Origin of the sequence: Brucella thiophenivorans, from assembly GCF_002252445.1 — a bacterium.
Classification (GTDB): Bacteria; Pseudomonadota; Alphaproteobacteria; order Rhizobiales; family Rhizobiaceae; genus Brucella; species Brucella thiophenivorans.
The window spans coordinates 453,215-464,951 of the sequence record NZ_NNRJ01000019.1 but is presented as its reverse complement, the minus strand read 5'-3'; the positions used below and the strand labels follow the sequence as shown (position 1 = coordinate 464,951).

Sequence of the window (11,737 nt, the reverse complement as noted above, 5' to 3'; positions counted from 1 at the left end):
CAGATTAAGGGCGGCCTCATACGGGCCGCCCTTTTTTATTGGCACGAAATTGTATTTCAACTGTTCCACACCATATGAGCAAGCATGATACCTTTATCCGTTCTCGACCTTTCACCCGTTGCCGAAGGCAGCGATGCCGGACAATCTTTGCGCAATACGCTGGAGCTGGCTCAGCAAGCCGAAAGGCTTGGTTTCACGCGCTATTGGCTCGCAGAGCATCACAACATGCCGGGCATTGCCAGTGCCGCGACTTCCGTGGTCATTGGTCATGTAGCGGCTGGCACATCGACTATCCGTGTTGGTGCCGGCGGCATCATGTTGCCGAACCATGCGCCACTGGTCATCGCCGAGCAGTTCGGCACGCTGGCTTCGCTGTTTCCGGGCCGTATCGATCTGGGTCTCGGTCGAGCGCCGGGAACCGATCAGATCACCGCGCATGCGCTTCGTCGTAATCTGGAAAGCAGTGCCAATGATTTTCCTCGCGATGTCGTGGAGCTGCTCAATTATTTCAAGCCTGCTGATCCAGCACAACGCGTGCAAGCCGTGCCGGGGGCGGGACTGAATGTTCCGGTGTGGATTCTCGGCTCCAGCCTGTTTGGTGCGCAACTGGCTGCTATGCTTGGTCTGCCTTATGGATTCGCTTCGCATTTTGCACCGGCTGACATGGAACGCGCCGTAGACCTTTATCGTGAGCGTTTTGAGCCGTCAGAATATTTGCAAAAGCCCTATGTGATGCTGGGCCTCAATGTGATTGCGGCAGATACAGATGAAGAAGCACATCATCTTTTCACATCGCAATTACAGGCATTTGTGAACTTGCGCAGTGGTCGTCCGGGCAAGTTGCCTGCGCCTGTTGCCGGTTATCAGGAGCAGCTTGATCCATCCGCACAGGCACTGGTGCGCCAGATGCTGTCATGTCGAGTTGTGGGTGGTCCCGAGACCGTCGATAAAGGCATTCGTGAGTTTGCCGAGCGGACAGGCGCTGATGAATTGATGGTGACGGGCATGATCCATGATCATCAGAAGCGTTTACGCTCTTACGAGATCGTCAGCAATTCGATGGCGTGAGGATCAAACTCGCGACTGACTTCAATAAGAAGCCAGTCGCGGAATGCTTTGACCGCAGGGGTGTTCGCACGCGCCCGCGGTGTAACAAAGTAATAGTTGCTTGGGCTTTTGACCGTGTGCTCATACGCCACGACAAGCTGGCCGCTCTCAATTTCGGCACTGATCAGAAACAGCGGCATCAGTGCAATCCCAAGACCTGCGATACAGGCCTGCGAGACGTTGGAAAACTGTTCAAACCGCATCCCGCCCGCAACAGGTGCCGCAATGTCGAGGCTTTTGAACCAGTGGCTCCATGCGCCGGGGCGTGATGCCATGTTGAAAAGCGGCAGCCGCAAAAGGTCTGTAGGGCCGTTGATCGGATGCTGTTTTAGAAAAGCCGAGCTGCAAACAGGCGCAACCGTTTCCTCCATCAGAAATGTGCAATCGGCATTGGGCCAGTCTGGCTGACCAATATGGATTGCCGCATCAAGACCTTCGCGTTCAAAGTCGAACTGGCCAATGCGGGTGGCAAAATTCAGAATAATATCAGGATATTGCGCCACAAAACGCGGGATTCTCGGGATTAGCCAACGGGTACCGAAGGTCGGCAGAAATGCCAGATTAAGCGTCGTCCCACGCATTTGTGACATGACCTGCAATGATGCCGCACGAATGGAAGCAAGGGCAGGGCTTATTGCATGAAGATAGGCGCTTCCGGCGTCTGTCAGTATGACATGGCGGCTGGTGCGATCAAACAAAACGGCACCAAGCTGTTCCTCCAGCAAAGCAATCTGACGGCTGACAGCACCTTGCGTCAAAGAAAGCTCTTCGGCTGCGCTCGAAAAGCTCTGATAACGCGCGACTGCATCAAAGGCAGCAAGTGCACTTGTCGAAGGAAGCAGGCGTCTCGATAGTGAAATCATTATCTATTACTAAATGGAATAGATCGATGAGTAAACGTAAATTGCATGTCGAATTATGCTGCGCCATAGTCTCACCAACTGAATTTGAGGAGATTATTCATGTCGCGTGCCGCATTTAACTGGGAAGATCCATTTCTGCTTGATGAACAGCTGACCGAAGACGAGCGGATGATCCGTGATTCGGCACAGGCCTTCTCAAGCGACGTTTTGCTGCCGCGCATTGAAAAAGCCTATCTGGATGAAACGACCGATCCTGATCTGTTTCGTCTGATGGGGCAGGCTGGTTTGCTCGGTGTGACGCTGCCTGAAGAATATGGCGCGGCCAATGCAGGCTATGTCTCCTATGGTCTGGTGGCACGCGAAGTCGAGCGTATCGATTCGGGCTATCGCTCAATGATGAGTGTTCAGTCGTCGCTCGTCATGTATCCGATCTATGCTTATGGCTCGGAGGAGCAGCGCAAGAAATATCTGCCGGGTCTGGTTTCCGGCGAGTTGATTGGCTGTTTCGGCCTGACCGAACCTGATGCAGGTTCCGATCCTGCTGGCATGAAAACCCGCGCCGACAAGATCGATGGCGGCTATCGCATCAGCGGTTCCAAAATGTGGATTTCCAATTCACCGATTGCCGATGTGTTCGTCGTCTGGGCAAAATCGACGGCCCATGATGGTGCGATCCGTGGTTTCGTACTCGAAAAGGGCATGAAAGGTCTTTCTGCACCAAAGATTGGTGGTAAACTTTCGCTGCGTGCTTCGATTACCGGCGAAATCGTCATGGACGGCGTCGAAGTTTCCGAAGATGCGCTCCTGCCGAATGTTTCAGGCCTCAAGGGTCCGTTCGGCTGCTTGAACCGCGCCCGTTACGGCATTTCATGGGGTGTGCTGGGTGCGGCAGAGGATTGCTGGTTCCGTGCGCGTCAGTATGGTCTCGATCGCAAGCAGTTCGACAAGCCGCTGGCTGGCACGCAGCTTTATCAGAAGAAGCTCGCCGACATGCAGACTGAAATAGCTCTGGGCTTGCAGGCAAGCTTACGCGTTGGTCGTCTGTTTGACGAAGGTAAAATGGCGCCCGAAATGATTTCCATCGTCAAGCGCAACAATTGCGGAAAGGCGCTCGATATTGCGCGTCAGGCGCGTGACATGCATGGTGGCAACGGCATTCAAATCGAATATCACGTTATGCGCCACGCGCAGAATCTTGAAACCGTCAACACCTATGAGGGTACGCACGATGTTCATGCGCTGATTCTCGGACGTGCGCAGACCGGCATTCAGGCGTTCTTCTGATCGTCGGAAAGGTTTTGAGAAATGCAGAATACACCGCTTGCGGGTCTTAAAGTCATTGAGCTGGCCCGCATTCTGGCTGGTCCATGGGTCGGACAGACGCTGTCCGACCTTGGTGCCGACGTCATCAAGGTCGAAAGCCCTGAAGGTGACGACACCCGCACATGGGGACCGCCATTTATCGAGGTTGAAGGCGAAAAGTCGGCAGCCTATTTCCACGCTTGTAATCGTGGCAAGCAATCGATCATAGCTGATTTTCGCTCTGATGAGGGCAGGGAGCTTGTACGCAAGCTGGTTGCCGATGCGGACGTGGTGATTGAGAATTTCAAGCTCGGCGGTCTTGATAAATACGGCCTCGACTATGAAAGCCTGAAAGCGATCAATCCACGCCTCATCTATTGCTCAATCACGGGTTTCGGCCACACCGGGCCTTATGCGGAACGTGCGGGTTATGATTTCATGATCCAGGGCATGGGCGGCATCATGGATCTGACTGGCGAACCAGATCGTGAGCCTCAGAAGATAGGTGTGGCTTTCGCAGACATCTTTACCGGGCTTTACAGCGTCATTGCTATTCAGTCGGCTCTCATCATGCGTGAGCGCACAGGCAAAGGTCAGCACATTGATATGGCGCTGTTTGATTGTATGTCGGCGGTTCTTGCCAATCAGGCGATGAATTATCTGGCGTCAGGCGTATCGCCAAAGCGTATGGGCAATGCGCATCCCAATATCGCGCCTTATCAGACGCTGCCTGTATCAGATGGTTATTTCATCATCGCCTGTGGCAATGACGGGCAGTTTGCAAAACTGACGGCTTTGCTGGGAATTGGTGAGCTTGCGAGCGATTCTCGCTTCCTTACGAACTCCGCGCGCGTCTCCAACCGCGATGCGCTCACAGCCCTGCTGGAAGAGCGCACGAAACAATGGATGCGCGACGATCTTCTGGCAGTACTTGCTAAATCTGGTGTACCCGCTGGGCCGATCAATACGGTTGAAGATGTTTTCTCTGACCCGCAATTTATCGCGCGCCAGATGAGAATTGATCCCGATGGAGTGCCGGGACTGCGGACTCCAATCCGATTCTCGGATTCAGAGTTGAAACTGAATAAGCGCTCGCCTAATCTTGGTGAGCATAGCAGTGATATTTAACAAAAACCCCGCGTTGAGCGGGGTTTTCTTTAGGCTTTCAAGATAACTAGGTGCAGCCAAAAAGGCGCAAAAAATTTTCTTTGGAAGAGAATGGTGCGGTCGAGAAGACTCGAACTTCCACGGGTTGCCCCACAGCGACCTCAACGCTGCGCGTCTACCAATTCCGCCACGACCGCACGTGGTAGAAGCTGAACAATGTCAGCGAGAGGGCATTTAGCAAATCAAAATCGACTACACAAGGCTATTCTTTAAGTTCATCACAATTGTATGAAATTATTTTATAAAACCTTTAAATGTTTGATTTTAAAACGCAAAAAACTCCACTTCATCTAGTCGTAACCAGATTGCAGAGATGCTTTGCAAGACAACATAATTGTTGGGAAAGAATGGTGCGGTCGAGAAGACTCGAACTTCCACGGGTTGCCCCACAGCGACCTCAACGCTGCGCGTCTACCAATTCCGCCACGACCGCACGTGGTAGAAGCTGAACTTGTCAGCGAGGAGGCATCTAGCAAATCGATCCGACAGGCACAAGCCTATTCTTGAGCTTTGCTCAATCTTTTTGAAAAATAATGATTTATCAGCCGCTGATCCCCTGAAGACGCTTGATGTCTTCAAGTCGTTTAACCGTTTCGGCATAGCCGATGTCGATGGCTTCAGAAGCGCGATGGAACTCTGCAAGGCCGATTTGTCCGACAGTTGGCATCAGTGATACATCCGGCGGATCGCCAGCCATGCGCGCCCGTGAAATACGATCCTGAATGATGTTGAAGGCTTCCATCATTACGCCGGTGATTCCTAAGCGGCTTTCTTTTCCAGTGCCGATCACTTCGGCCAGATTTTCATGCTGCGATTGCGCATGTTTGATGACGGCCGCGCGCCCGAACTGATCATAGTGAAGGTTCACAGCCAGCACCAAGCGCTGTTCATAGGCGCGGCAGACGGAAACGGGTACAGGATTGACAAGCGCACCATCGACCAACACGCGCTCCTGCCAGCGCACCGGCTCGAATACGCCGGGCAGGGCATAGGATGCGCGCATGGCCTCGACCAGCGGGCCGGAGGAAAGCCAGATTTCGTGGCCCGTGCGCAGTTCCGTGCACACTGCGACAAAGGGACGATCCAGCTCTTCAAGGCGCAAGCCATCGAGATGTTCTCGCATACGTCCGTCAAGCTTCATGCCACCGAACAGCCCACTGCCGCGAAATGTAATGTCGAGAAGATTGAACATGCGCCGCCGTGTCAGACTTCGGGCAAATTCTTCAAGCTGGTCAAGCTTGCCTGCGAGATAGCATCCACCGACAAGCGCACCGATAGACGTGCCCGCGATCATTTCAATTTCGATGCCAGCTTCATCAAGCGCACGGAGCACACCAATATGCGCCCAGCCGCGCGCAGCACCGCCGCCAAGCGCAAGGGCAATTCGGCGCGGTTCATGCCGAACTTGTGGCAAATCGATGATTTCTTCTTCGGGCGTCAAGGGTTGCGAATTGCCAGCCTTGCGCCTTTGACCCCATGCGAGCATTTCGACTAAACACCTCTTGTTTCGATGATACTATCAAAACACCGTATCGAAACAATAAATGTTGCAATTTGAAGGCGCGAATGAAAAGTCAGTGGTTATGGCCGCAAGTGCCTTCAAGCGAAAGGCTCACATTACCATTCTCTGATTGCACCTGACGATAGAAGCAGGAACGACGACCCGTGTGGCAGGTTGGGCCATCACCCGCGACGCGAACCTTGAGCCAGAGCGCATCCTGATCGCAATCCGTGCGCAACTCAATAACGCTTTGAAGATTGCCTGAGGTTTCGCCCTTTTTCCAAAGGGTTTTGCGGGATCGCGACCAGTAATGAGCAATGCCAGTTTCAAGCGTCAGGCGCAACGCTTCCTCGTTCATATGCGCAACCATCAGCAATTCGCCATCATGCGCATCGGTAACGACAGCCGTGATGAGGCCGGAAGCGTCAAAGCGCGGCATGAAAACCGCGCCTTCTTCAATCGCCTTCTTGTCGGAAGACTGGGCAGGAAAAATGCTCATTGTTGCGCCTGATTCTCAATTTTTACTGGCGGATAAGGCTCATAAAGCGAACCTGTTCGTGCACTTCGCTCTTATACTCACCGGTAAAGGTCGTGGTGATAGTGCTCGCACCTTGCTTGCGGATACCGCGCATGGCCATGCACATATGTTCAGCATCGATCATCACAGCAACGCCGCGTGGCTTAAGAATACGCTGGATGCTGCCGGCAATCTGTGCGGTGATGCTTTCCTGCGTTTGCAGGCGACGTGCAAAAATATCAACAACACGCGCAATTTTCGACAGGCCAAGGACCTTGCCATCAGGCAGATAAGCAACATGCGCCTTGCCGATAATTGGCACCATATGGTGTTCGCAATGCGAGAAGAAGGAAATATCCTTCACCAGCACCATATCGTCATAGCCAGAGACTTCCTCAAAAGTTGTGCCGAGCACATCTTCCGGGCTTTCAGCATAGCCGCCAAACAGTTCACTATATGATTTTGTAACACGCATGGGTGTATCGAGAAGCCCTTCACGGTCAGGATTATCACCTGCCCAGCGAAGAAGTGTGCGCACAGCGGCTTCTGCTTCTGCCTGTGTTGGCTTTGGCAAATATGCAGAAGAGGTGGATTCGTCATCGATTTTGAGGATGCGAGCGTCCATCAGTATTCTCCCGTAGTCCCCTTCAAGGAGGAGACGAGTTAAACGGACAACACAACGATGCGTCTTGCGAACGTGCGATGTATTGATCCGGCAACACCAAGCTGCCGGACGGTTATTCGTCGGCTACTCAAAACCATGTGATAATCTGTCCATGGCGTAGTCGCGACTTGCCTATTATATAGACAGGAAAATGCAACTTCAAACCGTTAACGGACGACAATTTTACGTATTTATCCGGCAAGGCGGAAGGTTTGGCTATGATCGATGACGTCTATAACAAACGAATCCTTGAATTTGCAGGGAATATTGACCGCCTGGGGCGAATTGCAGATCCGGACGCCGTTGCGACTGTTCACTCAAAATTGTGCGGTTCGACAGTCACTGTTTATCTTAAGATGACAGATGGTGTGGTTGCAGACTTTGCGCATGAGGTAAAGGCTTGTGCTTTGGGGCAGGCGTCGTCGTCGGTTATGGCGCGCAATATCGTGGGTTGTACGTCCACAGAACTCCGAGCCGTGCGCGATGCGATGATCAGAATGCTCAAAGAAAATGGTCCTGCACCCAAAGGCCGCTTCGAGGATCTCAAATATTTCGAGCCAGTACGCGACTATAAAGCCCGCCATGCTTCGACGCTTCTGACATTCGATGCCGTTATCGATTGCATTTGCCAGATCGAAGAAAAGGTGAAGGCCGCCTAATGTGTGGTTGCGGGAAGGATCATTCGGGTGATGCTGCTGCAATCAAGAAGCGTAAGACACGCAATTTTACTGATCCGTGGCGGAAAACTCCGGGCAGATTGCTCGGAACAAGTCTGATACGACTATATCAGCTCACATTATCTTCCTTCATCGGCAATTCCTGCCGTCATATGCCGACATGTTCAGAATATACCTATGAATCGGTTGCCCGATACGGACTGTGGAATGGTAGCTGGATGGGGCTTTTTCGTATCATGCGTTGTGGTCCAATGGGAACACATGGGTTCGATCCAGTGCCGAGAGAATTGTCAGCGTATTATCGCTGGTATTTACCGTGGCGATATTGGCGGGTTTCGTCGCCTGAAAGCTAAGATTTTGTTTTTTAAGGTTTTACACAAAACTGTTGATATTTTTAGGTTTGATTAGAATTCGTTAATTATAATTCTGTTTTATTGGAAAAAGGAAAACAGGTTGAGCGAGCGTCTTTATCACGCCGCATTTTGACTTCATTTGCATCTGGTCTTCTATAATTGCGAGCCATTATGAATAGATCGTCGTCCCGCATCTCCCTGCTGATTGCCGGTGTTGCGCTTGGTGCCAGTGTTTTCTGCGCTACCAATGCAATGGCAAATATTTCGTGGGTGGTGTTTGACGCCGAGAGTGGCGTTATTCTGGGGCAGGAAGGGTCTACCCAGCAACATGCACCGGCATCACTCGCAAAGATGATGACGCTTTACATGACGTTTGAAGCACTGAGGACGGGCCGGATTCATTGGGATGACGAAATGCCTGTTTCCAAGAATGCTGCTGCGAAAGTCAGGATGAAGCTTTACCTGAAATCGGGCTCGACGATTTCTGTCCGCGATGCTGTCAGCGGCATGATTGTTGTTTCTGCAAATGATGCAGCAACGGTCATGGGTGAATATCTGGGTGGTTCAGAAGACGGGTTTGGTCGCCTGATGACCCAAAAAGCCCGAAATCTTGGCATGAAGAGCACATACTTCGTCAATCCATCCGGGTTAACCGGGAAGATGACACAGCTGACAACAGCACGCGATATGGCTGTGCTTGGCATGTCGCTGCGTCGGGATTTTCCAAATGAATATGCGCTGTTTTCGCAGCGCAGCTTTACCTATAAGGGACGTCCGTTTAACGGCCATAACAATCTGATGTATCGCTATCAGGGCGTTGATGGCATTAAGACCGGCTATACCGATGTGTCAGGTTATAATCTCGTTTCATCGGCCATCATCAATGACAAACATCTTGTCGGCGTTGTGCTGGGAGCAGGATCGTCGCGTGAGCGCGATGATCGTATGGCGAAACTTCTGACCCGCTTCGCCACTGAAGGCGTAGGCACGGCTTTGGACGACATCGTTACAGCATCTGTTCAGACACCTTTGCCGGTTATCTCAGCGCTTATGCCTGAAAAGCCAAAAGCTGATCTGGTTGCGGATATGATTGAAGATAATAAGATCGAGCAGGGTGACGGCGGCTTTATGGTGAAAGCGGCGATGTCTGCATGGCGCGTTCAGGTCGGCGTGACACCGTCGCGTACAGGCGCTGACGAATTGCAAGCCAAATATCTGCCAGTGGTAAGCCGTTTGGTACCTGGTACCAAAGCCGAGATTTCGACCGCGCCGCGTGGTCGCAAAGTCTATCGTGTTCGCTTTACAGGTTTCAAAGATTCGGATGCAGCACAAAAGACCTGCGTTCAGCTTAAGCAGCAGGGCGTTCCTTGCTTGGCAATTCGTAACTAAGTCCATTTAGTTTCTGGAATTCTAACAGCGCCGTGATGCAGTTTGCCATAACTGCCATGGCGCTTTTGCTTTACGGCGCGGGCAAAAACCAGTAATAGCCAGTCTTCATTAAAAGCTACCAATTCGCGACTCTTTTAACCAGAGAGACGTGTCTCATGAATTAACCACCCGCAATCGTTGGCGGGACTGGATAAGGAAGAAAAAATGTCGAATGTCTCCATGCAGTTTCCTGATGGCTCGGTGCGCGAATATGATGCCGCAACAACCGGGTTTGAACTTGCTGAATCAATCTCCAAATCACTTGCAAAAAAGGCCGTGGCCTATGCCGTAGATGGCACCGTGCGCGATCTGTCTGATCCGCTTGGCGCTTCCGGCGCAATTGAAATTCTGACCCGCGAAGACCCGCGCGCGCTCGAACTGATCCGCCACGATACGGCGCACGTTCTGGCAGAAGCTGTGCAGGAACTCTTTCCAGGAACGCAGGTCACAATCGGCCCCGTTATCGAGAACGGTTTCTATTACGACTTTGCGCGTAATGAGCCTTTCACGCCAGATGATTTGCCGGTGATCGAAAAGAAGATGCGCGAAATCATTCAGCGCAACAAACCGTTCACCAAGCAGATTTGGTCGCGCGAGAAAGCCAAGCAGGTTTTTGCCGATAAGGGCGAAAGCTACAAGGTTGAGCTTGTCGATGCGATTGCCGAAGGTCAGGATCTCAAAATTTACAATCAGGGCGAATGGTTTGACCTTTGCCGTGGTCCGCATATGGCGTCTACCGGTCAGATCGGCAATTCGTTCAAGCTGATGAAGGTTGCGGGTGCGTATTGGCGCGGTGATTCCAACAATCCTATGCTGACGCGTATCTACGGTACAGCATTTGCTAACGATAATGATCTTCAGGCCTATCTTCACATGCTTGAAGAAGCTGAAAAGCGTGATCATCGTCGTCTGGGCCGCGAAATGGACCTGTTCCACTTTCAGGAAGAGGGCCCGGGCGTTGTGTTTTGGCACGCCAAAGGCTGGCGCATGTTCCAGACGCTCGTGAGCTATATGCGCCGTCGTCTCGACAGCCACGGCTATCAGGAAGTCAACGCACCACAGGTGCTGGATAAGTCGCTCTGGGAGACATCCGGTCACTGGGGCTGGTATCGCGACAACATGTTCAAGGTGACTGTTGCCGGTGACGATACCGACGACGACCGCGTTTTCGCATTGAAGCCAATGAACTGCCCAGGTCACGTTCAGATATTTAAGCATGGTCTTAAGTCTTACCGCGACCTGCCTATAAAGCTTGCAGAATTTGGCAATGTGCATCGCTATGAGCCATCTGGCGCCCTTCACGGTCTGATGCGTGTGCGTGGCTTCACGCAGGACGATGCGCATGTGTTCTGCACGGAAGAGCAGATGGCTGCTGAATGCTTGCGCATCAATGATCTCATTCTGTCGGTCTATAAGGACTTCGGCTTTAAAGGGATCACGATCAAGCTTTCGACCCGTCCTGAAAAGCGCGTCGGTTCGGATGAATTGTGGGATCGCGCTGAAAGCGTGATGATGACGGTTCTTGAGCAGATCAAGGAGCAGTCGGAAGACATCAAGACCGGTATTTTGCCGGGCGAAGGTGCGTTTTACGGTCCGAAGTTCGAATATACGCTGAAAGATGCGATCGGTCGCGAATGGCAGTGCGGAACCACGCAGGTCGATTTCAATCTGCCGGAACGTTTCGGCGCGTTCTATATCGACAGCAATTCGGAAAAGACCCAGCCGGTTATGATCCATCGCGCGATTTGCGGATCGATGGAGCGTTTCCTTGGCATTCTGATTGAAAACTTCGCCGGTCACATGCCACTGTGGTTTGCACCGATTCAGGTTGTCGTTGCGACGATTACTTCGGAAGCCGATGGTTATGCAGCTGAAGTTGCGGCAAAGCTCAAGGCTGCTGGCCTGCAGGTGGTGACTGACGTTCGTAACGAGAAGATCAACTACAAGGTTCGCGAACATTCAGTTCAGAAGGTTCCGGTTATTCTCGTTTGCGGCATGCGTGAAGCAGAAGAAAAGACGGTCAATATGCGTCGCCTTGGGTCACGCGACCAAGAGTCGATGACGCTGGATGAGGCGATTGTTCGTCTGACAGAAGAAGCGACACCGCCAGATCTTCTGCGTCTGCGCAATGCATAAAAGAAAAGGCCCGCTTCGAGCG

At 52.1% G+C, this 11,737-nt stretch carries 11 protein-coding genes and 2 tRNA genes; 7 read left to right on the top strand and 6 right to left on the bottom strand.

The window, feature by feature from the left end; genetic code table 11:
* Positions 1-84 precede the first annotated feature (84 nt).
* Entirely contained in the window at positions 85-1,068 is a 984-nt protein-coding gene (locus CEV31_RS11745; protein ID WP_094507198.1) for an LLM class flavin-dependent oxidoreductase, read from the top strand.
* On the opposite strand, the gene CEV31_RS11740 is transcribed toward CEV31_RS11745, so the two are convergent.
* Positions 1,038-1,970 carry a LysR family transcriptional regulator gene (locus tag CEV31_RS11740; protein ID WP_094507197.1) on the bottom strand — a complete coding sequence of 311 codons (933 nt, stop codon included), beginning with the start codon at positions 1,968-1,970 and terminating at the stop codon, positions 1,038-1,040. The two genes, CEV31_RS11745 and CEV31_RS11740, sit on opposite strands and share 31 nt — an antisense overlap.
* 99 nt (positions 1,971-2,069) lie before the next feature.
* Between CEV31_RS11740 and CEV31_RS11735 the strand changes: the two genes are divergently transcribed.
* Positions 2,070-3,254 carry an acyl-CoA dehydrogenase gene (locus CEV31_RS11735; protein ID WP_094507196.1) on the top strand — a complete coding sequence of 395 codons (1,185 nt, stop codon included), beginning with the start codon at positions 2,070-2,072 and terminating at the stop codon, positions 3,252-3,254.
* A gap of 21 nt (positions 3,255-3,275) precedes the next feature.
* Positions 3,276-4,400, top strand: a complete 1,125-nt coding sequence (locus tag CEV31_RS11730; RefSeq protein ID WP_094507195.1) for a CaiB/BaiF CoA transferase family protein — start codon at positions 3,276-3,278, stop codon at positions 4,398-4,400.
* A 91-nt stretch (positions 4,401-4,491) separates the two neighbouring features.
* On the opposite strand, the gene CEV31_RS11725 is transcribed toward CEV31_RS11730, so the two are convergent.
* From CEV31_RS11725 to folE, 5 genes are all read right to left on the bottom strand, one after another.
* Positions 4,492-4,576: transfer RNA gene (locus CEV31_RS11725), tRNA-Leu, on the bottom strand.
* Positions 4,577-4,787: 211 nt separating this feature from the next.
* Positions 4,788-4,872, bottom strand: a tRNA-Leu gene (locus tag CEV31_RS11720).
* A 108-nt stretch (positions 4,873-4,980) separates the two neighbouring features.
* Positions 4,981-5,925, bottom strand: coding sequence for a patatin family protein (locus CEV31_RS11715; RefSeq protein WP_094507194.1), 945 nt, complete (start codon positions 5,923-5,925; stop codon positions 4,981-4,983).
* Between the two features lie 88 nt (positions 5,926-6,013).
* Positions 6,014-6,439 (bottom strand): phosphoribosyl-AMP cyclohydrolase, encoded by a 426-nt coding sequence (hisI, locus tag CEV31_RS11710; protein ID WP_094507193.1) that lies wholly within the window; start codon positions 6,437-6,439, stop codon positions 6,014-6,016.
* Positions 6,440-6,461: 22 nt separating this feature from the next.
* A complete protein-coding gene (gene folE / locus CEV31_RS11705) occupies positions 6,462-7,082 on the bottom strand; it encodes a GTP cyclohydrolase I FolE (RefSeq protein ID WP_094507192.1) in 621 nt (206 codons plus the stop codon).
* A gap of 257 nt (positions 7,083-7,339) precedes the next feature.
* On the opposite strand from folE, the gene CEV31_RS11700 reads away from it, so the two are divergent.
* The 4 genes from CEV31_RS11700 to thrS all read left to right on the top strand — a co-directional run bounded on the left by CEV31_RS11700 (position 7,340) and on the right by thrS (position 11,715).
* The gene (locus tag CEV31_RS11700) at positions 7,340-7,780 is read left to right on the top strand and encodes an iron-sulfur cluster assembly scaffold protein (protein WP_094507191.1); all 441 of its coding nucleotides are present in this window, start codon (positions 7,340-7,342) and stop codon (positions 7,778-7,780) included.
* Positions 7,780-8,151, top strand: coding sequence for a membrane protein insertion efficiency factor YidD (gene yidD / locus CEV31_RS11695; protein WP_094507190.1), 372 nt, complete (start codon positions 7,780-7,782; stop codon positions 8,149-8,151). Before CEV31_RS11700 ends, yidD begins: the two co-directional genes overlap by 1 nt.
* Before the next feature lie 171 nt (positions 8,152-8,322).
* On the top strand, positions 8,323-9,540 hold the full coding sequence (locus CEV31_RS11690) for a D-alanyl-D-alanine carboxypeptidase (RefSeq protein WP_094507189.1): 1,218 nt from the start codon (positions 8,323-8,325) through the stop codon (positions 9,538-9,540).
* Positions 9,541-9,744: 204 nt separating this feature from the next.
* Positions 9,745-11,715: a threonine--tRNA ligase gene (thrS, locus tag CEV31_RS11685; RefSeq protein ID WP_094507359.1), complete on the top strand. Its 1,971-nt coding sequence runs from the start codon at positions 9,745-9,747 to the stop codon at positions 11,713-11,715.
* The last annotated feature ends 22 nt before the right edge of the window (positions 11,716-11,737 follow it).

What these genes read in the sequence shown, in the direction of transcription:
- thrS (WP_094507359.1), top strand. Translation starts at nt 9,745, where the DNA reads ATGTCGAATGTCTCCATGCAGTTTCCTGATGGCTCGGTGCGCGAATAT.
- CEV31_RS11745 (WP_094507198.1), top strand. Translation starts at nt 85, where the DNA reads ATGATACCTTTATCCGTTCTCGACCTTTCACCCGTTGCCGAAGGCAGC.
- CEV31_RS11715 (WP_094507194.1), bottom strand. Translation starts at nt 5,925, where the DNA reads ATGCTCGCATGGGGTCAAAGGCGCAAGGCTGGCAATTCGCAACCCTTG.
- folE (WP_094507192.1), bottom strand. Translation starts at nt 7,082, where the DNA reads ATGGACGCTCGCATCCTCAAAATCGATGACGAATCCACCTCTTCTGCA.
- CEV31_RS11730 (WP_094507195.1), top strand. Translation starts at nt 3,276, where the DNA reads ATGCAGAATACACCGCTTGCGGGTCTTAAAGTCATTGAGCTGGCCCGC.
- yidD (WP_094507190.1), top strand. Translation starts at nt 7,780, where the DNA reads ATGTGTGGTTGCGGGAAGGATCATTCGGGTGATGCTGCTGCAATCAAG.
- CEV31_RS11735 (WP_094507196.1), top strand. Translation starts at nt 2,070, where the DNA reads ATGTCGCGTGCCGCATTTAACTGGGAAGATCCATTTCTGCTTGATGAA.
- hisI (WP_094507193.1), bottom strand. Translation starts at nt 6,439, where the DNA reads ATGAGCATTTTTCCTGCCCAGTCTTCCGACAAGAAGGCGATTGAAGAA.
- CEV31_RS11700 (WP_094507191.1), top strand. Translation starts at nt 7,340, where the DNA reads ATGATCGATGACGTCTATAACAAACGAATCCTTGAATTTGCAGGGAAT.
- CEV31_RS11740 (WP_094507197.1), bottom strand. Translation starts at nt 1,970, where the DNA reads ATGATTTCACTATCGAGACGCCTGCTTCCTTCGACAAGTGCACTTGCT.
- CEV31_RS11690 (WP_094507189.1), top strand. Translation starts at nt 8,323, where the DNA reads ATGAATAGATCGTCGTCCCGCATCTCCCTGCTGATTGCCGGTGTTGCG.